17 protein-coding genes and 7 pseudogenes are annotated in these 26118 nt (G+C 49.1%); 14 read left to right on the top strand and 10 right to left on the bottom strand.

Annotated elements, in window-relative coordinates; genetic code table 11:
- Positions 1 to 3: 3 nt before the first annotated feature.
- The 5 genes and pseudogenes from CXB77_RS06405 to nifJ all read right to left on the bottom strand — a co-directional run bounded on the left by CXB77_RS06405 (position 4) and on the right by nifJ (position 7330).
- A complete protein-coding gene (locus CXB77_RS06405) occupies positions 4 to 156 on the bottom strand; it encodes a PEP-CTERM sorting domain-containing protein (RefSeq protein ID WP_172452572.1) in 153 nt (50 codons plus the stop codon).
- A 351-nt stretch (positions 157 to 507) separates the two neighbouring features.
- Positions 508 to 2228 (bottom strand): annotated as a pseudogene (locus CXB77_RS06395) (cation acetate symporter).
- A complete protein-coding gene (locus tag CXB77_RS06390) occupies positions 2225 to 2533 on the bottom strand; it encodes a DUF485 domain-containing protein (protein WP_105073238.1) in 309 nt (102 codons plus the stop codon). Before CXB77_RS06390 ends, CXB77_RS06395 begins: the two are co-directional and overlap by 4 nt.
- A 118-nt stretch (positions 2534 to 2651) precedes the next feature.
- Positions 2652 to 3665, bottom strand: a pseudogene (locus CXB77_RS06385) (dihydroorotate dehydrogenase-like protein).
- Positions 3666 to 3754: 89 nt separating this feature from the next.
- A pseudogene (nifJ, locus tag CXB77_RS06380) lies at positions 3755 to 7330 on the bottom strand (pyruvate:ferredoxin (flavodoxin) oxidoreductase).
- Between the two features lie 237 nt (positions 7331 to 7567).
- Here nifJ and CXB77_RS22975 point away from each other — a divergent pair.
- From CXB77_RS22975 to CXB77_RS06370, 4 genes are all read left to right on the top strand, one after another.
- Positions 7568 to 7777 carry a Uma2 family endonuclease gene (locus CXB77_RS22975; protein ID WP_277949362.1) on the top strand — a complete coding sequence of 70 codons (210 nt, stop codon included), beginning with the start codon at positions 7568 to 7570 and terminating at the stop codon, positions 7775 to 7777.
- Position 7778: 1 nt separating this feature from the next.
- A complete protein-coding gene (locus CXB77_RS22970; RefSeq protein WP_277949361.1) occupies positions 7779 to 8159 on the top strand; it encodes a Uma2 family endonuclease in 381 nt (126 codons plus the stop codon).
- 78 nt (positions 8160 to 8237) lie between these two features.
- On the top strand, positions 8238 to 8774 hold the full coding sequence (locus CXB77_RS19150; protein WP_146108741.1) for a hypothetical protein: 537 nt from the start codon (positions 8238 to 8240) through the stop codon (positions 8772 to 8774).
- Positions 8717 to 9925 carry an OmpA family protein gene (locus CXB77_RS06370; protein WP_172452571.1) on the top strand — a complete coding sequence of 403 codons (1209 nt, stop codon included), beginning with the start codon at positions 8717 to 8719 and terminating at the stop codon, positions 9923 to 9925. The genes CXB77_RS19150 and CXB77_RS06370 overlap by 58 nt, the downstream gene beginning before the upstream one ends.
- Positions 9926 to 9986: 61 nt before the next feature.
- Here CXB77_RS06370 and CXB77_RS06365 read toward each other — a convergent pair whose 3' ends face one another.
- The 5 genes and pseudogenes from CXB77_RS06365 to CXB77_RS06345 all read right to left on the bottom strand — a co-directional run bounded on the left by CXB77_RS06365 (position 9987) and on the right by CXB77_RS06345 (position 14259).
- The gene (locus CXB77_RS06365; RefSeq protein WP_105073236.1) at positions 9987 to 10610 is read right to left on the bottom strand and encodes a V-type ATP synthase subunit D; all 624 of its coding nucleotides are present in this window, start codon (positions 10608 to 10610) and stop codon (positions 9987 to 9989) included.
- Between the two features lie 70 nt (positions 10611 to 10680).
- Positions 10681 to 10953 (bottom strand): annotated as a pseudogene (locus tag CXB77_RS06360) (type II toxin-antitoxin system RelE family toxin).
- Positions 10937 to 11167, bottom strand: coding sequence for a type II toxin-antitoxin system RelB family antitoxin (gene relB, locus CXB77_RS06355; RefSeq protein WP_105073235.1), 231 nt, complete (start codon positions 11165 to 11167; stop codon positions 10937 to 10939). The pseudogene CXB77_RS06360 and the gene relB overlap by 17 nt, the downstream one beginning before the upstream one ends.
- Positions 11168 to 11207: 40 nt before the next feature.
- The gene (locus CXB77_RS06350; protein ID WP_105073234.1) at positions 11208 to 11471 is read right to left on the bottom strand and encodes a YkgJ family cysteine cluster protein; all 264 of its coding nucleotides are present in this window, start codon (positions 11469 to 11471) and stop codon (positions 11208 to 11210) included.
- Positions 11472 to 11487: 16 nt separating this feature from the next.
- Positions 11488 to 14259 (bottom strand): DNA methyltransferase, encoded by a 2772-nt coding sequence (locus CXB77_RS06345; RefSeq protein WP_105073233.1) that lies wholly within the window; start codon positions 14257 to 14259, stop codon positions 11488 to 11490.
- 286 nt (positions 14260 to 14545) lie between these two features.
- Between CXB77_RS06345 and thrC the strand changes: the two genes are divergently transcribed.
- The 10 genes and pseudogenes from thrC to CXB77_RS06300 all read left to right on the top strand — a co-directional run bounded on the left by thrC (position 14546) and on the right by CXB77_RS06300 (position 25983).
- Complete coding sequence (gene thrC, locus CXB77_RS06340) at positions 14546 to 15940, top strand: threonine synthase (RefSeq protein WP_105073232.1); 1395 nt, start codon at positions 14546 to 14548, stop codon at positions 15938 to 15940.
- Between the two features lie 119 nt (positions 15941 to 16059).
- Positions 16060 to 17628 carry an alpha-isopropylmalate synthase regulatory domain-containing protein gene (locus tag CXB77_RS06335; protein ID WP_105073231.1) on the top strand — a complete coding sequence of 523 codons (1569 nt, stop codon included), beginning with the start codon at positions 16060 to 16062 and terminating at the stop codon, positions 17626 to 17628.
- Between the two features lie 15 nt (positions 17629 to 17643).
- Positions 17644 to 18750 (top strand): alanine racemase, encoded by a 1107-nt coding sequence (alr, locus tag CXB77_RS06330; protein WP_105073230.1) that lies wholly within the window; start codon positions 17644 to 17646, stop codon positions 18748 to 18750.
- Positions 18751 to 18866: 116 nt separating this feature from the next.
- Entirely contained in the window at positions 18867 to 20285 is a 1419-nt protein-coding gene (locus CXB77_RS06325; RefSeq protein ID WP_105073229.1) for an acetyl-CoA carboxylase biotin carboxylase subunit, read from the top strand.
- 43 nt (positions 20286 to 20328) lie between these two features.
- Positions 20329 to 22158, top strand: a complete 1830-nt coding sequence (gene oadA / locus CXB77_RS06320) for a sodium-extruding oxaloacetate decarboxylase subunit alpha (protein ID WP_105073228.1) — start codon at positions 20329 to 20331, stop codon at positions 22156 to 22158.
- Between the two features lie 161 nt (positions 22159 to 22319).
- Positions 22320 to 23069, top strand: a pseudogene (locus tag CXB77_RS06315) (GNAT family N-acetyltransferase); the annotation flags it as partial.
- A gap of 152 nt (positions 23070 to 23221) precedes the next feature.
- On the top strand, positions 23222 to 23701 hold the full coding sequence (locus CXB77_RS06310; RefSeq protein ID WP_347338067.1) for a lysophospholipid acyltransferase family protein: 480 nt from the start codon (positions 23222 to 23224) through the stop codon (positions 23699 to 23701).
- Positions 23647 to 23925 (top strand): hypothetical protein, encoded by a 279-nt coding sequence (locus CXB77_RS19145; protein ID WP_172452569.1) that lies wholly within the window; start codon positions 23647 to 23649, stop codon positions 23923 to 23925. The genes CXB77_RS06310 and CXB77_RS19145 overlap by 55 nt, the downstream gene beginning before the upstream one ends.
- A pseudogene (locus CXB77_RS06305) lies at positions 23898 to 25066 on the top strand (glycosyltransferase family 4 protein). The gene CXB77_RS19145 and the pseudogene CXB77_RS06305 overlap by 28 nt, the downstream one beginning before the upstream one ends.
- Positions 25067 to 25186: 120 nt before the next feature.
- A pseudogene (locus CXB77_RS06300) lies at positions 25187 to 25983 on the top strand (UDP-2,3-diacylglucosamine diphosphatase).
- The last annotated feature ends 135 nt before the right edge of the window (positions 25984 to 26118 follow it).

The raw sequence follows: 26118 nt of genomic DNA, 5'->3' as shown, positions 1-26118 counted from the left end.
AGGTTATTTATTGACTCGACGTGAAATTAATAATGCCAGCGAACCAATAGCGAGTAACGCAAGTGATTCTGGTTCAGGAACACTAGCAGTCGGCAAGCCAGCAAACACAGGAGCAGTTACAACAGCCAGCAACATGAGGGAAATGAATTGACGCATGGGATTCACCTTTATTGTGTGGAGTAAGTGGTTTAAGAGCACAACGGAATCGAACTGTTCGATCCTTAATTCCATTTAGCAATGCTTATGCCAATTAACATAAACCATTGATAACCTTGAAACAGCGTACCGCAGATTTCACTGAATAGGACGACGTTGATATTTCACTGTAAAATTTTTCAACACCATAACCAGTCCAAAATCCACGTTAACTGCACACTGCCTGAATGTTTGTATCATCAGACTGTAAAAAAATTCAACAGGCAGACAATAAAAAGGGTTAGCTTTTCAGCTAACCCTTTATTTTTACACCTCAATTCACTGTAAAAAATAGAGAATTGCTAGGCGCGATCAGTGGCCAGATGAACCTTCAGCACCGATGCCCGTCTCACAACGTACCCGCTGCGCGTCATACGCTGCACGGTCGATTTTGGCGCGTTCAGAATAATCAAAACGCGAGAAAAACCAGATACATACGAATGAAACCGGAATCGAAATAATCGCTGGGTTGTCAAGGAAAATCAGCCCAACGGGTTTGCCATCTGCGCCCACATTGCCGAACACATCGCCCCACACCGCTTTAGAAGCACGGTCAGTACGACGGCACTAATCAGCCCCGCAAAACCGCCAATCAACGCGCCGCGAGTCGTCATCTTGCTCCAGAAAATCGACGCAATGAGCACTGGGAAATTCGCGCTTGCTGCAATCGCAAACGCCAAACCAACCATGAATGCAACGTTCTGCTTTTCAAACACAATGCCTAAACCAATGGCGACTAAACCCAAACCAAAAGTGGCGTATTTAGAAACGCGAATTTCTGTCGTTTCATTACTGCGTCCACGCGCAATCACATTGGCATAAAGATCATGCGAAATTGCCGATGCGCCAGCTAACGTCAAACCGGAAACCACCGCCAAAATAGTGGCGAATGCAACCGCAGAAATGAAGCCGAGGAATAGATTGCCGCCGACTGCTTCAGCCAAACGAATAGCCACCATATTGGTGCCACCGTTAATTCCCGTAACCAATTGATCTTTCAATACCGAACCATCTGCTGCCAATGCCGCTGGCTTAAAGAATTCAGGGTGCTGCGCCAGCAATACAATTGCCGCAAAACCGATAATGAAAGTCAGAATGTAGAAATAACCAATAAACCCAGTGGCATAAAACACAGATTTACGCGCTTCTTTTGCATCTGGCACGGTGAAAAAGCGCATTAAAATATGCGGTAAACCGGCAGTGCCAAACATCAATGCTAATCCTAATGAAATCGCATTGATTGGGTCTTTAACCAATGATCCGGGCGACATGATGGCGGCAGCTTTAGGATGCGCTTCAACGGCTTGTCGGAACATTTCTTCTGGCGAAAAACCGAAGTAATACAATGCAGAGCCTGCCATGAAGGTTGCGCCACACAGCAATAACACTGCCTTAATAATCTGCACCCAAGTCGTTGCCGTCATGCCGCCGAAGATGACATAAATCATCATTAAAATGCCGACAAGAACTACTGCAATCCAATAATCCAATCCGAACAGCAATTGAATCAATTTGCCTGCGCCAACCATTTGCGCAATCAAATAAAACGATACAACGACCAATGAAGAAATCGCCGCCATCGTGCGAATTTGCGTTTGCCCAAAGCGATAAGAACTGACATCAGCAAAGGTGAATTTGCCGAGATTGCGAATCTGCTCGGCAATTAAAAACATGATGATCGGCCAGCCGACCAAAAAGCCGATGGAATAAATCAATCCATCATAACCGGATGAAAACACCAGCCCGGAAATACCGAGAAATGATGCTGCAGACATGTAATCACCGGCAATTGCCAGTCCGTTTTGAAAACCGGTAATGCCACCGCCAGCAGTATAAAAATCGCTCGCAGTACGGGTGCGTTTCGCTGCCCAATAGGTAATGCCGAGCGTACCGGCAACGAAAGCGACAAACATATAAATTGCAGTGAGATTCAGCGCCTGCTGTTCCACTGCGCCGGACAATGCCGGAGCTGCCGCTAGCATGAACGGCGTTAAGAGCGCGAATAACACGCCCCAAGTTGCATAACGTTTCATTGCAATGCCTCGCGAATTTCTTTAGTTAGCGCATCAAATTTGCCGTTGGCCTTGTAAACATAAATGCCAGTTAAAATAAATGCGGCAACAATAATGATGACACCGACGGGAATTCCGACCGTAGTCACCGCTCCTTCACTCAATGGCGTACCAAGTAATTTGGGCGCAAAAGCAATCACTAGAATAAAACCGTAATACATGGTTAACATCAATACGGTTAAATTCCACGCAAAGCATTTGCGGCTGCAAATCAATTCTTGATAACGCGGATGCGCTTTGACCGCATCAACCAAATCTTGGTGCATAAAAAACTCCTAAAACGACGTTTACAAAAACCCCGCCGGAAAAGGCGGGGCAGTAGATGATCGCATTAAAACGATCGACTCGGTGAACGCAACTTAAATTGCGTTGTATTACAAAACTTTAGATTCTAACGCCCGGCGCAGAGCTGTAACTGTCAAGAATGTTGACATAGTTAGCGCGTTCAAAATCTGCCGGATTGGTCACTGCCAGCGCACTGACGCGCCCACGAAAATCTTCAACGCTTTCAAAACCCTGCTCATTCATCCATTCCTGAATGCCGGCAAGAATCAGTGCCAACTGCGTTGGTCCGTTTTGCAGCAGGACGCTGCACAGTGCACCACATCCGCGCCAGCCAGCAGCAGCTTGATCGCATCTTCGGCAGTATGCACACCGCCAGTCGCACCCAGCGACAATCCTTCAATGCGTCCGTAAAGAATGGCAATCCATCGCATCGCCAGCAGCGTTTCTGCCGAAGTTGATGGGCGCAAAATGATTGCAGCCGCAAGCCCTGAATGTCGATGTCGGGCTGATAAAACCGATTGAACAGCGCCACGCCGTTTGCGCCAGCCGCAGCAGCCTGCGTCACCAAATGACCGAGCGAACTGAACGCTGGCGACAGTTTCAAATTGATCGGAATCTGAATTTGACCGCGCAGTTCACACAGCAGACTGAGATAACGTTCCTCAACCTCAACGCCGCTCTGCCGAATATCACCCGCAACATAATAAACATTCAATTCCAACGCATCTGCGCCTGCCTGTTCAATGGCGCTGGCATGGCGCACCCAGCCGCTGGGCGTCACGCCATTGAGACTGGCGATGACTGGAATTTCCAGTGTTTCCTTGAGCTTACGAATGTGATCGAGATATTGATCCAGCGCCCCAGCAAATTCCGGCTGCTGGGCAGAAAACCGCCGCTGGCTTCCGCAAAACCCGGGTCTTGATTCTGGAGAAACCGCGCCAGCGATTCCGTTTCTGCCGTGACTGCTTCCTCAAACAGCGACCACATAATCAGTGCGGCTGCGCCACTGTCTTCCAATTCGCGGGCAATGCTGAGACTTTTTGACAGCGGCGACGCAGAAGGCACCAGCGGATTTTTAAGCGTCAGTCCGAGATATTTGGTTGTGAGATTCATCTTGTTTTCCGTCAATTCACAGTGAGTTTGAATATCCACCGAAAAGAAAAGCAAAGCCCCCTTTGAAAAAGGGGGGTTGGGGGGATTTCCTATTCGGTTTTACCAACAGCCTTCTGGGTTGCCAGATGCGCCAACTGCTCGTACAGATCAAACCGTGTTTTGACGTGCTGTTGCGCCAATTGCAGATACCGCTCGGCAATTTCGGGCTGGGTGCGCGTCAACAAACTGAAGCGCGTTTCCGACGCGATGAAATCCCGATACGGAATACTCGGCGCTTTAGAATCAATCATTAACGGATTTTCACCGCGAGCTGCGCGACGTGGATCGTAACGGAACAACGACCAGTGTCCAGAGTTCACCGCCATATCTTGCTGGCGCAGATTATTCGACAGATCAACGCCATGCGCGATACACGGCGAGTACGCGATGATGACCGACGGGCCATCGTAGGATTCCGCTTCGATGAAGGCACGCACGGTTTGCATATCCTTCGCACCAAAAGCCACCTGCGCCACATAACAATGCTCATAAGCCATTGCCATCATGGACAAATCTTTCTTAAAGGTCGCCTTGCCACCAGCAGCAAATTTCGCTACTGCGCCCAGCGGTGTTGATTTCGAGTTCTGCCCACCGGTGTTGGAATAGACTTCGGTATCCAAAATCAACAGGTTAACGTTGCGCCCGCTGGCGAGAACGTGATCGACGCCGCCGTAGCCGATGTCATACGCCCAGCCGTCGCCGCCGATGATCCACACGCTGCGTTTTACTAACTGATTACACAGCGTTTCTAACAATCGAGCGCGGGGCGAAGTCAGCGTTTTCAGCTTTTCTTCCAACGCTGCAACGCGCTGGCGCTGCTCATAAATACCGGTTTCGCTGGATTGATCGGCGTTGAGCAAACCATCAACCAGCGTATCGCCGAGATCGCTCGCCAATTCCGCGACCAATTCCCGTGCCTGCGCGTTTGCTTGTCTACGCCAGCCGCATTCCCAGCCCGAACTCGGCATTGTCTTCAAACAACGAGTTACACCAGCTTGGCCCGCGTCCTTCTGGATTGGTGGTGTACGGCGTGGTTGGCAAATTGCCGCCGTAAATCGACGAGCAGCCAGTGGCGTTGGCAATCAGCATCGGTCGCCAAACAACTGCGTCGCCAATTTGACGTAAGGCGTTTCGCCGCAACCGACACACGCGCCGGAAATTCAAACAACGGCTGCATCATCATCGCGTGCTTGATTTTGCTGGCATCCAACTGGTGCGGTCGTATTCCGGCAGCGTCAGGAAGAAATCCCAACTGGTTTGCTCGGCAGCGTGAATCAGCGGCGCATCGACCATATTCAATGCCTTGCGCGTCGGATCGGCGCGATCACGAATCGGGCAACATCCACGCACAGTCCGCAGCCGGTGCAATCGTCCGGCGCGATCTGATAACTGACTTGATAACCTTCAGGAAAATCCTTGCCTTTGATCGTCGCGTGACGGAAACCGGCTGGCGCATTTTCAACGCCGCAGCGGGATACACCTTGGCGCGAATCGCTGCGTGAGGGCACACCATCGGACATTTGCCGCACTGGGAACACAGCGTTTCATCCCACTGCGGCAGCGCCAGCGCCAAATTGCGCTTCTCAAACTTGGTGGTTCCGGTCGGCCAAGTGCCATCAGCAGGCATCAAACTGACTGGCAAACTGTCGCCGTATCCGCCCAGCAGCGTTGCCGTGACTTTCTGCACAAACTCCGGCGCATCCGCTGGCACGGTCAAACCGCGATCAAAGGTGCTGGTGACAGTGCCGGGAATGGTGACTTGATGCAGTCCGGCGAGCGTCGCGTCAATCGCTTGATAGTTGCGATCCAGCAGCGCCTGACCTTTTTTGCCGTAGGTTTTTTTGACGGCATATTTAATCTTTTCAATCGCTTCGTCTTTCGGCAGCACGCCGGAAATGGCAAAGAAGCAGGTCTGCATGATGGTATTGATGCGCCGTCCCATGCCGGTCGCAGCAGCAATGCCGTAAGCATCAATGACGTAAAACTGAATCGCTTTCTCGATCACGTCTGCTGCATCTTGCGCGGCAGTTCATCCCAAATCTGCGCGGCTGGCGTGGCGGAATTCAGCAGGAAGACTGCGCCTTCCTTGGCTTTATCCAGCATGTCGTAGCGCGTGATAAAGGTCGGCTGGTGACAGGCGACAAAGCTGGCTTCATCGTTGCCGACCAAATAGGTGCTGCGAATCGGACGCGGTCCAAAGCGCAGATGGCTGATGGTCATCGCGCCGGCTTTTTTCGAGTCGTACTCGAAATAACCCTGACCGTAGTTGTCGGTTTCTTCAGCGATGATTTTGATTGAGTTTTTATTGGCCGACACCGTGCCGTCAGAACCAAGACCGTAGAACACGCAGGCAGTGACGCCGATGGTCGCATCCGACTTGAAATGCGCATCCCACGACAAACTGAGCTGGGTCACGTCGTCGATGATGCCGACGGTGAACTGGGTGCGCGGTTGCGCCAGCGCCAGCTCGTCGAACACGCCCTTGACCATTGCGGGCGTGAATTCTTTGGAACCCATGCCGTAACGTCCGCCAATCACGCGGGGCATCGTTGCCAGCCGGTCGGTCGCGTGTGCCTGCGCCAGCGCAGTCAACACATCTTTATAAAGCGGTTCGCCATCTGCGCCGGGTTCCTTGGTGCGATCCAACACTGCTAGCCGCGTCACGCTAGCGGGCAATGCTGCCAGCAACGCATCAGGAGCAAACGGACGGAACAATCGCGCTTTAATCAAGCCAACTTTCTCGCCGCGAGCGATGAGGTGTTCAACTGTTTCCTGTACTGCGCCGATGCCCGAACCCATCAGCAGAATGACGCGCTCGGCATCCGCTGCGCCTTCGTACTCAAACAAGCCGTATTGCCGCCCAGTCAGCTCGGCAAAGCGATCCATCGCGCCTTGCACGATGCCGGGCGTCGCAGTGTAAAAACTGTTAACGGTTTCGCGGCCTTGGAAATACACGTCGGGATTTTGCGAGGTGCCGCGCAGAATTGGGCGATCTGGATTGAGGGCGCGATCACGGCAGGCTTTGACCAAATCGTCATTGATCAAGGTGCGAATCACTTCCACCGGCAGCGTTCGACTTTGGCGACTTCGTGTGAAGTGCGGAAACCGTCGAAGAAATGCAGAAACGGGATGCGGCTTTCCAGCGTGGCGATCTGCGCGATCAACGCGAAATCCATCGCTTCCTGCACCGAAGCCGAGCACAACATCGCGTAACCGGTGCTGCGACATGCCATCACGTCAGAGTGATCGCCGAAAATCGACAAGCCTTGGGCTGCTAACGCTCGCGCTGAAACATGAAACACCGTCGGCGACAATTCGCCAGCGATTTTGTACATGTTCGGGATCATTAACAGCAGCCCTTGCGAGGCCGTAAAGGTGGTGGACAGTGAACCGGTTTGCAGTGCACCGTGAAGGGCGCCAACTGCGCCAGCTTCACTTTGCATTTCAACGACATCGGGCACTGTGCCCCACAGATTTTTCACGCCTTGAGCTGACCATTCATCAGACCATTCGCCCATATTGGAAGACGGCGTAATGGGGTAAATAACAATGACTTCACTGGTCAAATGCGCAACGTAGGCGGTAGCTTCATTACCGTCGAGCGTAACCATACTTTTCTGCGACATCGGTCTTATTCCGCAATCAATGGAAAGAATGATCCCGTCACCACATAGCAATCCGGCGGGATCAGCGCAAACCTGATAACTATATCCCGAAATCTCGCTGAGGGAATTGGTTTATGTTGCAGGTGCACAAAATTCGCGCAGCGGAGGCGATGACATGCGAAACGGCATTTTTACTAAACTAATCGCTAACGCACCTGATGCAGCGTCACCATCGCACTCCAACATGAGGTCTTTTTTATGGCACACGCACAATCGCAATCTTCATTTGTGACTTACGCTGACTATCAAACTTGGCCGGATTTTCCACGTTACGAACTTTTTGAGGGAAAGGTTTACGCCATGGCACCAGCACCCAGCATCAATCATCAACGTTTGGCATTAGGCATCGCCACGCAAATCAAGGAAGCGTTAAAAAGCAAATCTTGTCAGGTTTATAGCGCCAGTTGATGTGTTGTTTCCGCAAGCCAATGAAACCAATGAACAAATCACTACTGTCTTGCAGCCAGATGTGTTTATCGTGTGCGATCCGCACAAAATTGAGCAGCAGGCAGTGCGCGGTGCACCAGATTGGGTGGTGGAAGTGTTATCGCCGGGCACGGCAGCGCGTGACCACATCGCCAAACGGCGGATTTATGAAACGACGGGTGTCCGCGAGTATTGGTTGGTTGATCCTGAATCGCGGATGTTGATGGTTTATCAATTACAACAGGGGGTTTATGGCAAGCCGGAAGTGCAGGAGCTGATTGGCACCACGCCCATCGGCATTCTTCCTGAGATCGTGATTGAGTGGGACGGAATGCTGCCTGAAGATGTCGTTGTGCCATCGTGACGCGAAAGTGTTTTTTGCAAAAATCGCATCAGATAAATGCCGGATAATTGCCATTCACACCACCACAGGAATTAAACAATGTCTGATGCCAACACCTCATTTTGGAAGTCTACTGCACTGTTTTTATTACTCGCATTGATCGGCGTGTACGTTTTATACGATTGGTACGACGGCACGTTGCAAACGCGCTTGTCACAAAAAGAAACTTATATCGCGCAAACCGTGAGCTGGATCAAAGCTGGCGAAACGCGCCCGCTGCAACCGGAAGATGGTCAGGATGCCATTCGGTCCGCCATTTTGACGCTGGAGACGCGGAATAAACAGGATAAAGCTGATCTCGCACAACGACTTGCCGCTGCAACTGCGGCGCAAACCGAAACTGCGCAGAAACTCGAAACGCAACTGCCGCTCATGCCGCTGCACTCGCCGCTGAACAGGAAAAAACCGTGCAAGTCCGCAGTGAGTTGGAACGTCAAACCATCGCTCGCAATGAAATTGAAATGTTATACCGAGAAGCAAAGGCGCAAGCCGTTGATGTGCAATCTAAATTTGATCAGATGCGCGAATCCATTGTTGCCGTCACTGCCGAGCATCAAGCGCGAATTACTGAATTAGAACATCATCTTAATGAGCGGGTGACGCTGGCGCGAACCACGCCGTTGGATGCGGAAATGCTGCAAATGGCGCAGGCCGCTGGCGTGTTGCCGCCGAGCGAAACGATTGCTGAAGATCATCAGGAATTGACCGATCAGTTGGCGGAAGTGCAGTTGCGATTGGAAGAAGTGCAATCCCAGTTGGATGCAGCGCGGACTGAAACGACGACAGCGCGTGAACAATTTGCTGAGGTAAAACAGCAGTTTGATGATGCGCAGATCGCGCTGGCGCAGATGAAGACGCAGGCAGCAGAAGATGCGGTTGCTGCGGAAACGGCAACGCAGAAACTTGCTGAATTGACGCAGCAATTTGAGGACGCGCAAGTCGCGCTGGCGCAGATGAAAACGCAGGCTGCAAGCACCGTTGACGAGCTGGCGGAGAATGAGCGCCAGCGGTTGCGCCAACAGGCCATTTTTGATGCGCAAAGTGAACAGCTTGCTGCGTTGAAAACGCAGCAGGCAGCGGCGCAGCAAGAACGTGAGGAATTGCTGCAAAAACATCAGGATGCAGTGCAAGCGTTGACCGATACGTTGGCAGCGACCAAACAGCAGTTGGCGACGGTGGAGCATGAATTACAAACCGCACCAACTGCGGCAGTGCCAGCTCAACCGGTTGAAACAACGGCAGTTTTATCTGCGCCAGCGACCGAATCCGTAGCCGCAACTACGACGCAAGTTGCGTGTGCGGAAACGGAACAAGCGTTGAATCGGTTGCGGTCGTTATATGAGGGATTTGCGGCACTGGGCGCGACTTACACGCCACACGGCTTGTTGCTGCGCTTGAATGAAAACGAGGTGCGGTTTCAGCCGGGACAGGCGACGTTGCTGGGCGGTGAATTGCCGAGCGTGACGCGGATTGCGGAATTATTGAAAGAGCAACCAACGTTGACGGTGCGGGTTGAAGGACACACTGATCGCAGCGGCAATGACGAATTGAATAAAACGCTGTCGCAACAACGCGCTGAAGCAGTAAAACAGGCGTTAATAGCGCGAGGCGTGGATGCAGTGCGACTGACGGCGGAAGGCATCGGTTCGGCGCGTCCACTTGCAGACAATGCGACTGCCGCTGGGCGCAGTCAAAATCGGCGTGTTGAAGTATATGTTTCTGAATAAATAGGAAATTTGCTTTTTATGCGAACCCTCTTTGCCACTGGTGAAGAGGGTTTTTTTTGAATCAGGCGCTGGCGCGTTGCCGCAATAACTTGACTTGAAACAAGGTGTTGCGTTCTTCCTCTTCCAGCGACGATTGAATGAAATGAATGGTGCGACGATAACGCGGAATAATGTTGTATTTCAGTGCGTTGACGCGCTTTTGTGCTTTGCGTTGTTCGTCAAGCAAGCGATGCAGCGCAATTTCCACCTCGGCAAGTCGCGCCAGCAACACGGCAGCATCAGCGAGCATGTTGCGCGTGGTATCAAAACCCACACCAGTTCCCAATAAACCGATTGGTTTCAAAGCGATACGTTCACTGGTGACAGCCGGATATTCAACGCCGAGCGCCCGCCGTGGCAGGATATTCACCGTTAGCGCCGGTTGTGCGCCGAGCGTCGCCTGATACATTCCGCGTCCGCCAAGCCGCAGATGCGTCACCGCAAGTGATTGATAAGCCTCAGCTAATGCTTGCTGCGCCGTTTCCCGCAACCGCCGATATTCGCCGATGCGTTCATACACCAAGCGCGTTAATAACTCACGCTTGCGTTCTAATAAATCATGCCCTTCTTCCAGAAATTTAACCTGCTTTTTTAATTTCAGCAGCGTGTTTTTAGTCGGTGGAACCTTAATTAATTGTTGCGCCATGAGTGATCTCGCTTGGTGAAATTAACGGAATATGATCATATAAAATACGACAAACAAATACTTTACTCAGTCAGCATCGATAGACCTCGCGGCGATTACCGATTTTTACAACAAAAACCCGCACTGCATTATTTTCAATGCGACAAATCACCCGGTAATCTCCGACACGATATTTCCAAAACTCACCTCATTTTGAACCGTGAAGCGCAGCTCCAATACTGCGTGGATCGTCCAACATTGCAACACGTTCGCGTAAAAATGTCGTGATACGTTTAGCAATTGGTTTATCAAGTTTTGCCAAATCTTTCTTTGCAGCATCGTCTAATTCAATCCGCCAAACCAAGATCGCACTCCACTTCATCAAGTGTATAGGTCTTACTGCGCCCAGCATGATTTTCAATCAATCGCTGTTCTGCAACATATACATCTTCAATATCATCAAGATGCTCGCGGATTGCTTCAACCATATAATCGGTTGGAGTGCGCCCAGTCAATTCCGCTAACTGTTGCAAACGCTGGCTAATTTCATCTGGTAACTGAATAGAAACCGCAGCCATATTAAACTCCGTAATTCATCAAAATAGAAGCATTCAATGGTTAATTCCCGCGCTCAATTAAACAATCTATACCGCCCATTTCAAATTCACGACACACCAGCGGGCGTTGTTCATAAATACGGCAACGCAATGTGTCACGATCAAGCGCCGCGCACCAGCCATCATTTAACCGCTCCATCACAATTCCGCCCCAGCGATCACGGATAGTAAAACGCGATGGAACGCCCGTATCAGTTAAACACAGCACTTCTAAACGACAACAGGCAGCAGTGCAATTATCACAAGTAATTAACGGTGTGGTCATGGAGCGCAATTCCTATTTATTTTGTCGTTGAATTTTTACGCGAGCGTGAACGTTTTATTGTTGGCGCAGTTTCAATGACCAATGGTGTCGTGAGTTGTTGATAAAGACCAAATAATAACGCCACGCGCTCTTGCTCATGATTTAGTTTTTGTGCGGAATAAGCTGCGTCTACAACGCGATCTAATGCCTGATGCGCTTTCTTTAATAATGGCGGCATTGCTAATGCGTCATATAAATCAGCAAAGGATTGATCAGGAAATTTTGCGCGTGCATCTAACACCTTTTGCGCCGCAGCTTCAATAGCGTTGCGTTGCGATTCTGCGATGTTTGCTGGCCACGGAAAGTTATTGTAAACAATCCCCGCCGAATAGCGATAACGACTTTCAAGACGACCAGCCACAGCGCGAGTCCATGCCATGTGCATTACCGAAGATAATACGCCAAAATGATAAAGCGTTGCGTCAACAATCATTAAATTTGCATCGCCGCAAATTACCTTACTGTTTACATAACCAATTGGAATATAATTGCGGGTTTCCGATGAAACGCGAGGAATCAATAAATAAGATTGCTGCGGCTGGCGGATTTCGCTGAATAAAGTTGGATATTTGGCAAGTGCCTGAGTTGTGGGGCGTTTACTAGATAATCGAACGGCGCGTACTTTATTAACACGCTCTAAAACCGCAGGCATTGTCCGTAGTTCACTTGGACTAATTTCAACTAACCACAAGCAATAACGTTCTTGATTGTTAATAAATTCTTCACTGCCCAAAAACTTTCTAATCCAGTTCTCAGCTCTTGGTTCTCGGCGTAAAAGTTCTTCTTTATCCTGCGTTGAAAGTAATAAAAAACCACCATCATTTGGCATTGAACCAAACATAATTGATGGTGCAGCAAACAGCGGTTTAGAACGTGTCGTTAACACAACGTCGGGCGCTGCGATTAAATACGGATTGATATTACTAACTTCGGCAACAAGTTTAGCCTTGCCATTGTCATCATTAAACAGCGGCTTTTTTTCTACATCGTGCAAAGCAAAACCCACAATAACACAATGCACTGCTGCCAGACCTGTTGCCTCATTTGTCCATTGAAAAGTACGATGCGCAAAATGAATTTTAATACCACGCCGCAATAAATCACCCCACAAAACACCGACTTGTTCGCCTTGCGTAATCGAACTGGTAGACACAAATGCTGTTTTAATCTGGCGATTTTCTACCATGTAATCAGTGGCTTTGCGAAACCATGCCGTTACATAATCTAAATTGCCGACGCTTTTAACATCGCAAAAAACGCTCACTACATCCTGCTTTTGTTGCGTTGTCTGATAATTTTTACCCACAAATGGCGGATTGCCAAAAATAAAGTTTAATTTGCTGGGTTCAATTAACTCGCGCCAATCCACTTGCAACGCATTCCCATGATGAATAACTGGCGTTTGCTTCAATGGAATGCGTTTGTAATATACGCCCAATGCTTTTGACACTTCCATATTCATTTGATGATCGGTTAACCACAGCGCAGTTTGTGCAATTTGTGCCGGAAATTCTTCAACTTCAATGCCATAAAACTGTTGCACATTGCACCAAACATTGAATTCACCGACGCCAATCGCAAGGTCATGTGTTCGACCAAATAACCGTTTCAAAACTTCCAATTCCAATAACCGCAATTCTCGATAAGCGACCACTAAAAAATTGCCGCAACCACAGGCAGGATCAAGAAAAGTGAGTGCTGCCAGTTTTTGCTGAAACGCAAACAGTTTAATTTTTTGCTTGCCGATTTGCGTTAATTCTGTATGCAGCGCATCCAAAAATAACGGACGAATCAATTTCAAAATGTTCTGCTCGCTGGTGTAATGCTCACCAGCAGCGCGGCGTTGTTCTTTGCTTTTCACTGATTGAAATAACGCGCCAAAAATGGCTGGTGAAATATCGCGCCAATTCAACCGACAACAAGCTAATAATTGCTCACGCATTGCCTCATTAAATGCTGCCGTATTTAACCGCTTTTCAAATAATCGTCCATTGATATAAGGAAATGCCGCAAGTTGTTCATCTAAAGTTGTCAACCGTTGGGTTTCTGGTGTATTCAACACCTGAAACAAATGATCCAACCACTGCGCGAGATCATGTCCATCTTCCGCAGTGCGATTGGCAATTAAATCACGAAATTGATTCACCTCAAAAATGCTAGTCGCATCAGCGAATAAACAAAACACCAAACGCATCAAATAGATTTCAACTTCAGCGCCGGCATAACCAATGGTTTGCATTGTATTGTGAAGTTTACCCATTGCCTCCGCAGCGCGAATATTGACTGGGTCTTGTTCTTGGTACGCAGTGGTTTTATAACCGGCAATAAATCCAAAAAGATGCACGTTTTGATGTAATTCAGCCAACGCGAATTCGTGCCGAGTAGCCGCTTCGAGATCGTATAAACGGAAATGGGAAAAGTTACAAACCAATAAATAACGCGGCAAATCACAATCTTTTAATCCAGAAAAATAATCAATCGCTTGCGCATAGGCACGAGACAAATCTTTGCCCCGCGATTTTTGTTCAATCAATAAAACGCCTTTCCAGATTAAATCAATATAACCGCTGCGCCCATCAGCTTTATTTACCCGCTGTTCAAAACTGGCAACGCGACGACGCGGCACACCAAATATCCGAAAAAAATCATCGAGAAATGATTTACCTTCCGCATCTTCAGCGCATTCAGTTGCCCATTCTTGTGAGAATTTCAACGCCCGATCTTTAATTTCATTCCACGAAATAGGCATGTCATATTCCTATACTTACAATGTTACCGCATTTATAATTTAAACCACTTGATTCAAAAAGAACAAGGTGTTAAAAATTACTTAAAGTACGCAAAAAATTATGTGCACCATTTCATCAACATCGAGGTTAAACTATCTGCGTTACCTCTTAGATTGCGAGTATTGATGCGAGCAAGTCAAGACGTTTTGGGTTTTAGAGCAGCACGGCATCAGAAAAGATAACCGACTTTTTTGCTCATCATCGTATAAAATACCCACAATCATCTTCAATTCAGTCGAGAACAGAATGCACTATCTAAGCACACGGGGCGGCATCGCTCCCATTGGTTTTACCGACGCAGTAATGATGGGACTCGCCAGCGACGGCGGATTGCTCGTACCGGCAGAAATTCCACAGATTGACCCGCCAACATTGCGGGCATGGTCGGCGCTGCGGTTTCAGGATTTGGCACTGGAAATAATGACACCATTTGTTGGCAATGAAATCCCGCGCCATGAATTAAAAATACTTATTGAAAGCGCCTATTCGAGTTTTACACATCCCGAAATAACTCCGGTAATTAAGGCTGGTGATCTCAATATCCTAGAATTATTTCACGGTCCGACCGCAGCATTCAAAGATGTCGCACTGCAATTCCTCGGCAATCTATTCGAGTATTTATTGGCACGAGACGGCGGACAACTCAATATCGTGGGTGCAACATCTGGTGATACTGGTTCCGCAGCAATTGATGGAGTGCGCGGCAAATCCGGTATTCAGATTTTTATTCTGCATCCTAAAGGTCGTGTTTCGCCCATTCAAGAGCGACAAATGACTACCGTATTAGATGCAAATGTACACAACATTGCTGTGCGCGGAACTTTTGATGATGCACAAAACATCGTTAAAGCACTGTTTAATGATTTATCATTCAAATCAGCGTATCAACTCGGCGCAGTCAATTCGATTAACTGGGCACGAATTTTAGCGCAAACCGTGTATTATTTTTATGCGTGGGGACGAATGACTGGCGGCGATTCAACGCAGCAAATTAGTTTTGCCGTACCGACTGGAAATTTCGGTGATGTTTTCGCTGGTTATCTCGCTAAACGCATGGGTTTACCTATTGATCGGTTAATCATCGCCACCAATCGCAATGATATTCTAACGCGCTTTGTGAATACTGGAATTTATGCTGTTGGCGATACGGTTTATCAAACACTCAGCCCCGCGATGGATATTCAAATTGCATCAAATTTCGAGCGTTATTTATATTTTCTATACGATGGTGACGCCGCACAAATCCGTGCTTTACTCGCTGATTTGCAAACGACTGGTCAATTAACTGTTGACGCCGCACATCAGGCGCAGGTACGAATTGATTTTGATGCAAAGGCAGCGAGTGATGTTGAAACATTAGCGCAAATTCAAGCAACAGAAGCAGCAAGCGGTTATATTCTCTGTCCGCACACTGCGGTTGGTGTTCATGCAGCACAAAATCAATCCAATTGTGTGTGTTTAGCAACTGCGCATCCCGCTAAATTTAATGATGCAGTACAGAATGCAATCGGACGAGAAGCGCCATTACCTTCATCATTACAAGGCTTAATGGAAAAAGAAAGCCGCTGCATTGAATTAGCAGCGACTGTTGATGCAGTGAAAGCGCATTTAGAAGAGGCGTTATCACCAACGACACGTTAATCGTATTTTGTTGGATTGCGCTGTGCAATCCAACAATCAAAACATCAATCTTGCTTTGGCAGTTGGCAAAAGTTTGATTGCACTTTTGAATGACATTGAAGAAAAGAGAACTGAATATAATGACTGAAACAAGCCGCTATGTGCGCATTATGGATACAACGCTGCGCGACGGCGAACAAACGCAAGGCGTATCGTTTTCACCAGATGAAAAAGTGAACATTGCCAAAGCATTATTGGAATTAGTGCGCGTTGATCGTATTGAAGTTGCTTCGGCGCGAGTGTCATCTGGAGAAGCAGATGCAGTAGCGCGAATCATTGCGTGGGCGAGTGAACGCGGATTAGCAAATCGTGTGGAAGTATTAGGATTTGTCGATCATGGTTTAAGCGTGGAGTGGATTCGCAACGCTGGTGGACAAGTGATTAACTTATTGGCAAAAGGCAGTGAAAAACATTGTCACGGTCAATTAGGTAAAACGCTTGATCAACACATTGCTGATGTGCGTGAAAATATCGCATTAGCGCAGCAGTATGGATTGGCGGTTAATCTGTATTTAGAAGATTGGTCAAATGGTTATCGGGATAATCCGCATTATGTTTTTTCATTAGTAGCGCAATTAACCGATTGCAGAATTGGTCATTTTATGTTGCCGGATACGCTCGGCGTAATGACGCCAGATCGCGTATTTGCAGCGGTTTCCGATATGGTTGCAAGGTTTCCCACATTGCAATTCGATTTTCATCCGCATAACGATTACGGATTGGCAACTGCTAACGTACTCGCTGCTGCGCAAGCAGGCGCTGCGGCAGTGCATTGTACGGTGAATTGTTTAGGGGAACGTGCTGGTAATGCGTCATTGGCAGAAGTCGCAGTTAATTTGCGCGATCAACTCGGTTTTGAAATTGGAATTGATGAAACACACTTGGCGCGGGTGAGTGAGTTAGTCGAATACTTTTCTGGTAAACGCATTGCTGATAATGCACCTATTGTTGGCGCAGATGTATTTACCCAAACCGCTGGCATTCATGCTGACGGTGATAAAAAAGGCAGTCTTTATCATAGTCGTTTATCGCCAGAACGTTTTGCACGGCGACGCAATTACGCACTGGGCAAGTTGGCGGGTAAAGCATCACTAGCAAAGAATTTAGAGCGGCTTGATATTGATTTATCAGAAGAGAATCAACGTAAAGTCTTAAAGCGTATTATCGAATTGGGTGATTCAAAAAAGTCGATCACGCTAGAAGATTTACCGTTTATTATCGCTGAAGTGTTGGAAAGCAAAGATCACAATCACGCCGAACTATTGGCTTGCGCAGTGGCATCAACGCTGGATTTGGAATCAACTGCGAGTATTCGTTTGCGTATTGATGATGAGATTTATACCGCAGTTGGCGCGGGCAATGGTGGTTTTGATGCGTTTGTGAATGCGTTGTCTAAAGTGGTGAAACGGCGTGGTTTAACTTTGCCGACATTAATGAATTATGAGGTGCGAATTCCAAAAGGTGGGCGCACAGATGCGTTAACTGAATGCAGTATTAGCTGGAATACTGAACAAGGTGAATTGCGCACTCGTGGCGTTCATGCAAATCAGGTTTTTGCGGCAATTGCAGCGACAATGCGGATGTTAAATATCTTGATTCATCGGGTATTGCCAGCACCGCAATTGCCTGAACGTCAATCACCACTTTGAATACGAAATCTATCCATGACATCTTCCGCTCGTCCACTTCGCGCTCGCATTCATCTGGATGCTATTCGTCACAATTATCGTTACGCCAAACAATTAGCGCCGTATTCAAAAGTATTGGCGGTTGTTAAAGCCAATGCTTATGGGCATGGCGCAGTGATGGTGGCGCAGACATTGGCTGATATTGCGGATGGCTTTGCGGTTGCTTGTATTGATGAAGCAATGGAATTGCGCGACGCAGGAATCACGCAACCAATTGTTTTACTGGAAGGCGTATTTAATGCCAATGAATTGGCGCTCGTAGATCGAGCTGAATTAAGTGTGGTCGTTCATTGCCAAGAGCAATTGGCGTGGTTATTAGCTGCGCGTCCACTTCAAAAACTAAATTGTTGGATTAAAATCGATTCTGGAATGCACCGCGTTGGTTTTGAACCATCTGATTTTAATCGAGTTTATGCGGAATTACGCGCATGTCCTCATGTCGGCGAATTAGTTGCAATGAGTCATTTTGCGCGTGCCGATGAACCGAATTTACCGTATACCACGCAGCAAATTGCGGTATTTGAAAAAACATTATCAGGTCTGGCAATTCCGCGCAGTTTAGCCAATTCAGCTGCTATTCTCGCGTATTCAAATGCGCATGTTGAATGGACGCGCCCCGGTTTAATGCTTTACGGCGCGTCGCCATTTGCCGAGGCGCATCCGTTGGCGACGGCGCTGTGTCCGGCGATGACACTCGAATCAGCATTGATTGCAATACGGAATTTGCCGGCGGGCGAGCCGGTGGGTTATGGCGGGCGCTTTGTGAGCGAGCATCCAATGCGCGTGGGTGTGGTGGCGATTGGCTATGCCGATGGTTATCCGCGCCACGCGCCGACTGGAACACCGGTGGCGGTCAACGGGCAAATGACGCGGTTGATTGGGCGGGTGTCAATGGACATGATTACCGTTGATTTAACTGAAATTATTGATGCTCACGTCGGCGCTCCAGTGGAATTATGGGGCACAACGGTTGCTGCCAATGCGGTTGCTGCTGCCAGCGAAACGCTTGCGTATCAATTATTTACCGGCATTGGGCGACGGGTGGCGCATTGTTATGAAATTCCATCAACGCTTTGTGACTGAGCATTCCGATTGCTTTACAGAAATCATTCAATCAGCGATATTGTTGCGCAGCAACATATTCTGCGTATTCACTATTCACTGCATGTTAATTGAGTTATTTAAGGGCTTAAACATCAATGCTGCGTAAAATTTTAATCGCCAATCGCGGCGAAATTGCGGTGCGCGTCATTCGCGCCTGCGCTGAAATGGGTATTCGTTCGGCGGCAATTTATGCCGAAGCAGATCGTCATTCACTTCATGTCAAAAAAGCGGATGAAGCCTATAGCCTCGGCAGCGATCCGTTGGCCGGTTATCTCAATGTTCACAATATCGTCAATTTGGCGTTGGCGACTGGCTGCGATGCCGTGCATCCGGGCTACGGATTTTTGTCAGAAAATCCAGAGTTGGCAAGGGCTTGTGTGCGACGCGGGCTGACATTTATCGGTCCGACTGCCGAGGTGATTGCGCGGATGGGCGATAAAACCGAGGCGCGTTTGGCGATGCAAAAAGCGGGCGTTCCGGTCACGCCCGGCAGCCCCGGCAATCTGGAAAATATCGACGAGGCGCTGCACTGCGCGGCTGAAATCGGCTATCCAGTGATGCTCAAAGCCACTTCCGGCGGCGGTGGGCGCGGCATTCGGCGCTGCGATGATGCCGAAGCACTGCGCCACAATTATGAGCGCGTCATTTCGGAAGCGACTAAAGCATTCGGACGTGCCGAGGTGTTTTTAGAGAAATGCGTGGTGAATCCGAAGCATATTGAAGTGCAAATTTTGGCCGACCATCACGGCAATTGCATTCATTTATACGAACGCGATTGTTCTATTCAACGCCGCAATCAAAAGTTAATTGAAATTGCGCCATCGCCGCAGATTGATGAAGCAGAACGGCAATACGTTGGTGGACTGGCAGTATTAGCAGCGCGGGCGGTTGGTTATACCAATGCGGGAACCATTGAATTCCTGCGTGATGTTGATGGGCGGTTTTATTTCATGGAAATGAACACGCGCATTCAGGTTGAACACACCATTACTGAAACCATTACCGGCGTTGATTTAGTCGAAGAACAAATTCGAATTGCTGCCGGATTCCCACTGCGATTCAAACAGCATGAAATTCAACGACGCGGTTTTGCAATGCAATTCCGTATCAATGCCGAAGACCCAAAAAATAACTTTTTACCGAGCTTCGGGCGCATTTCGCGTTATTACGCGCCCGGCGGTCCCGGTGTGCGCACTGATGGCGCGATTTATACTGGTTATACTATTCCGCCGCATTATGATTCGATGCTGGCAAAAGTGATTGTATGGGCATTAAATTGGGATGATGTCGTCAGTCGTGGACATCGTGCTTTGCGCGATATTGGCGTATACGGCGTGAAAACAACTATTCCGTTTTATCAGGAAATTCTGCGTCATCCTGACTTTCGCTCTGGCAGTTTTAATACCAGTTTTTTAGAAATGCACCCTGAATTGCTGGAGTATTCAACCAAGCGTCGCCGTGAAGATGTTGCGGCGGTATTAGCTGCGGCAATTGCTGCTCATGCTGGTTTGTAATTTACATCACACATTCAATTAACACACTGAGTTAAGTTAAATCATGCCGAAAATCAAACTTACCGATGTCGTTTTACGCGATGCCCATCAATCACTCCATGCGACGCGGATGCGCACCGAAGATATGCTGCCTATTTGCGCCAAACTCGATGCTATTGGTTATTGGTCATTAGAATGTTGGGGCGGCGCAACCTTTGATGCCTGTGTGCGGTTCTTAAAAGAAGACCCGTGGGAACGTTTGCGCAAATTGCGTGACGCATTACCGAATACGCGCTTGCAAATGTTATTGCGCGGGCAAAATTTGCTCGGTTATCGCCATTATTCTGATGACGTGGTGCGGGCATTTATTGCTCGCGCTGCTGCGAATGGGATGGATGTTTTTCGCATCTTTGATGCGTTGAATGATTTGCGGAATTTGCAAACAGCAATTGAAGCCACCAAAGCGGCAGGAAAACATGCGCAGGGCACGATTTGTTATACCGTTAGTCCGGTGCATAATGTCGCTGGTTTTGTGGCAATGGGGCGTGAATTAGCAGCGATGGGTTGCGATTCAATTGCCGTTAAAGATATGGCGGGATTATTAACGCCGTATGTGACCGCTGAATTGGTGAAAGCCTTAAAAGATCACGTTGATTTGCCGCTGCATTTGCATTCTCACGCGACTTCTGGCTTGGCGGATATGTGTCATTTGAAAGCCATTGAAAATGGCTGTGATGGTTTGGATACTGCGATTTCTTCAATGGCTGGAGGTACTTCACATCCACCGACTGAAAGTTTAATTGCTGCGTTGCGCGGCACTGAATACGACACTGGTTTGAATTTAGAAGCTGTTCAAGAAATTGGGCTGTATTTTTATCAAGTGCGCAAAAAATACCATCAATTCGAGAGTGAATTCACTGGCGTTGATACCCGCGTACAAGTGAATCAAGTTCCCGGCGGCATGATTTCCAATCTCGCCAATCAATTGAAAGAACAGAATTCGCTGGAGCGGATGAGCGCAGTATTGGAAGAAATTCCCCGCGTCCGCAAAGACCTTGGTTATCCGCCACTGGTGACACCCACTTCGCAAATTGTCGGGACGCAAGCGGTATTAAATGTTTTAACCGATAAGCGTTATCAGACGATTACGAACGAAGTAAAACTGTATTTGCAAGGACGTTATGGACGTGCGCCAGCAGCAGTGAATCCGACATTGCAACAACAGGCGATCGGCAATGAAGATTTGATTGAATGTCGTCCGGCAGATTTATTAAAACCGGAATTAGAACGCTTGCGCCATGATATTGGCGAATTGGCACAATCTGATGAAGACACGCTGACTTATGCAATGTTCCCTGAAATTGGGCGCATTTTTCTGGAACAACGTGCTGCTGGTACATTGCAACCAGAATTATTGGAGCCATTACCAACTCAAAGTGAAATACGCACTGCGCCAACAGAATTTAATATCTCCGTACACGGAGAAACGTATCACGTTAAAGTCACGGGCAGCGGTCATAAAAGTCAGGCTGATCGGCATTTTTATTTCACCATTGACGATATACCAGAAGAAGTTGTCGTCGAAACACTGGATGAATTGGTATTGACTGGCGGTACTCAGGGCGCAGTTAAAAAAGCCATTGCGGGCAAGCGTCCGAAACCGAGTCAACCCGGTCATGTAGCAACGTCAATGCCGGGCAATATCGTTGATGTGTTAATTAAAGAAGGTGATTGTGTGACGGCTGGACAACCGCTATTGGTAACGGAAGCGATGAAGATGGAAACCGAAATTCAAGCGCCAATTAGTGGCACGGTAACGGCGCTTTATGTCATTAAAGGCGATGCAGTGAATCCCGATGAAGTGTTATTAGAAATCACGGCAACACCGCTCTGATTTTCTACAGTGATTGCGTCATGCTGCATTGCGGTATGACGCAGATTACGACGACTTTTTAATTTTGATTCATCAAGTTGTCACCATCCGCTCATACATTCGCAATCATCACAATCTAATATCTCTCGTCACCTAAAATGAAGCGTTGATGAGGGTTCGTAATGGTTGCATCTGCTTTAGCATTCACAGCGCCGCGTGGCGAGCGTTTATTTGTTGAACTCGCATCATCCGCACAAGATGTGCGCGATGCCCAAGCCTTACGTTATCGCGTTTTTGCCGAAGAAATGGGTGCAAATCTTCACGGTAATCTTGGGCATGATGTCGATGAGTTTGATGCCTATTGCCAACATTTGCTGGTGCGCGAAGCCAATACTGGGCGTATTGTCGGTTGCACTCGTTTATTAAGCGATCATCAGGCAGCGCGATTAGGACAATTTTATTCTGAAACTGAATTTGAATTAAACGCAATTCGCCAATTGCATGGACGCTTATTAGAAGTTGGGCGTACTTGTATTGCACCGGATTTTCGTCAAGGCGCAGCAATTGCCGTATTATGGTCTGGATTAGCGGCATTTATTCATTTGCATAGCTTTGATTATCTATTCGGTTGCGCCAGTATTCCACTCGGTGATAACGATTTACAAGCTGCCGCAATCATGAATCGGTTGCGGCGACATGCTTTAGCGCCAGAAACCTTGCGCGTAACACCGCATATTCCGCTGCAAACGCCACCTTTTACTGACGACAATTTAGATGCGCCGCTGCCACCATTGCTGCGAACCTATCTGCGACTTGGCGCGAAAGTGTGCGGCGAGCCGTGTCGTGACGCTGATTTTGGTGTCGCTGATGTATTGATTTTGCTGAACGTTGATGACATTAACGCCAGCTTTTCTCGCCACTTTTTTGAGCGGACGCACAACATTGAGTGCCGGCGCGATGACTGCGTTATGGCGCGGATTGCGGGTCGGGACGCATTTACTGACGGCAGCATTGTCGCAGTGGTGGTCGCAGTGCACCAGCGCAGCGGACGGCGTCCACTTTGGGTCGCGCAATTCATCCGCTGGTGGCACGAACGCTTGTGTCAGGTGCTGGAGGTGGAAGTGCGCATGAACGGGCAGATCGCGCCAATGCGCTGTTGGTCAGTAACCATATCTCGTGGCTGGATATTCCGGTCATCGGTGCGCAGGGCGAGATTGGTTTTTTGGCAAAAACGGATGTGCGCGAGTGGCCACTGATTGGCTGGCTGGCGGATCACGCTGGCACTTTGTTTATCGAACGCGGCGGTCATCAAGTTGCTCACATTGCTGCGCAGCTCGGTCATGCGATTGCTGGCGGACGCACCTTGATGATTTTCCCGGAAGGCACACCACCGACGGGCAAACAGTGGCGCGATTTCATGCGCGATTATTTCAGACTGCGCAAGCGCCCGGTGTGCAAATTCAACCCGTTGCCATCAGCTACCATCACGGCGACGATCCTGCGCCGGATTTGCGCGTTCCGTATATCGGCGATGACACGCTGCTGGCGAATCTGTGGCGCGTGATTCGGCATCCGCGTTTGATCGCTCGGCTGCATTTTCTGCCACCGCTGGCAATGGTCGAGGGCGAACAACGGCGAGCACTGGCAGAACGAGCGCGGCTGGCAGTGGCGACGGTGCTCGAAAATCGCCCGAACTGCCTGTTGATCAATCCCCCAACCCCTTTTTCAAAGGGGGGCTTTTCTTCCTCTTCCTCCCCCCTTTGGAAAAGGGGGGTCGGGGGGATTTGAAATCAGGCGGTTGGGATTTATCAGTCGTCACTGAAACTTATCCGCCGGAAATCAACGGTGTTGCCAACACGATGCAGCATTTAGTCACCGGATTGGCGGCACGAGGTCAGCACCTTCAACTCATTCGCCCGCGCCAGCCGTGGGATGCGCACCAGCCACAACCAGACCCAAATACGCTGTTATTAGTGCCGGGGCTGCCGCTGCCGGGTTATCGCGGGTTGCGCTTTGGACTGCCGGTGTATTGGCGACTGCGGCGGCATTGGTCACGAACTCGCCCAGATTTGATTTATATCGCCACCCAAGGCCCGCTCGGACACGCTGCGCTGGCCGCAGCACGCGCCTTGAAAATTCCCACTGTGACTGGATTTCACACGCAATTTCAACACTATAGCCAGCATTACGGGCTGGGAATTTTGACGCGACCGATCATCGAAACGCTGCGCCATTTTCATAACCGTTCCAACATGACGTTAGTGCCAACTGCCGCATTGCAAAAGGAATTAACCGCGAGCGGCTTCAATAATGTGCGGGTGTTTGGACGCGGCGTTGACGTTGAACGGTTTTCACCAGCGCGGCGCAGTGCCGAATTGCGGCAAGCGTGGGGCTGCGACGATCACAGTTTGGTGGTCATTCACGTCGGACGCATCGCCGCAGAGAAGAATCTTGATCTCGCATATCACGCTTTTCGCGCCATTTGCTGGAGCACCCAGCGGCGCGATTTGTCCTCGTTGGCAACGGTCCAGAGCGCGAGCACTGGCAGCGCACCTTTCCTGAAGTGCTCTGCGTCGGCGCAAAAGTCGGCGTAGAACTCGCGGCGCATTACGCCAGCGGCGACCTCTTTTTGTTTCCCAGCTTGACCGAGACTTTCGGCAATGTCGTCACCGAAGCAATGGCCAGCGGACTGCCGGTAATCGCGTTTGATGACGCAGCCGCTCATGCCTACATCACTTCTGGACACAACGGCGTCACCGTACCAGTCGGCGACCGCGCTGCATTTATCGCCGCAAGTGTCGCCGCAGCGCGTGATCAGCAACGGTTGCGCGAATTGGGATTAGCTGCGCGGCGCACCGCTGAGGATATTCGCTGGGAACGGGTGCTCGGCGTATTGGAAGGGCATTTCGCTGACGCGCTGCGCCGTTAACCTGCGCCCGCTCGTCACCAAATTGACCGCAATAATTCACCGCGCCGTCACCGTCTCCGCATCAGTTGGCAATGCTGATTATTGAACATAGGCACACTGTTTTTCTAAGGTGTGCCGCCGATGTCTGTAATCAAGCGTATGAATCCATTGAAATATCGCAGCCTGTTTATTTCTGACGTGCATCTAGGCAGTCGCGGTTGTCAAGCCAAGTATCTGCTGGATTTTTTGCAAGCCACGCAGTGCAAACAGTTGTATCTCGTCGGCGACATCGTTGATCTGTGGGAAATGCGCAACGGCATTTATTGGCCGGAAGCGCATAACGCAGTGGTGCGCGAGGTGCTCGACAAGGCGCGAAGCGGAACCGAGGTGATCTACATTCCCGGTAATCACGACGAGCTGCTGCGAGCGCATCTCGGCGCAGAGTTCGGTGCAGTGACCATCCGCGATGAGGTGATTCACGAATGCGCTAATGGAGAGCGGTTTTTGGTATTACACGGCGACCGTTTTGATGGCGTGGTGCAGCAAAGTCGCTGGCTGGCGCAGGTCGGCGCAAGTGCGTATGACAATTTGCTGGCGCTCAATGGTTTGCTGAATCGAATTCGGCGGCGCTTGGGGCTGCGTTATTGGTCATTAGCGGGTTATCTAAAACAGCGGGTAAAACACGCAGTGCAATACATTGGCAATTTTGAACAGGCGCTGGCATTAGAAGCGCAGCGAATTGGGTGAATGGAATGATTTGCGGACACATTCATCATGCGGAAATGCGAGAAATTGGCACGGCGTTATATTGCAATTGCGGCGATTGGGTGGAGAGCTGCACTGCGTTAGTTGAACACCACGACGGACAATTGGAATTGGTGCGTTGGGTAGATGTTGCAGCGGAAACAGTGGAAGTTGCATTGCCGGTGGCAGCTTAAAGTGATTTCTAAAGCGACGTATTATAATGGTGTATAAAATACCAAATTGCTTAATGATTTGTTCTTTTTTACCAACAGCGTAATAGCGTTTAAGGAAACACTGATTAAATAGCCAGCATCATTGCGATCTAAATG

Source organism: Chromatium okenii, assembly GCF_002958735.1.
GTDB lineage: Bacteria > Pseudomonadota > Gammaproteobacteria > Chromatiales > Chromatiaceae > Chromatium > Chromatium okenii_A.
This window is presented reverse-complemented; position numbering and strand designations above follow the sequence as displayed.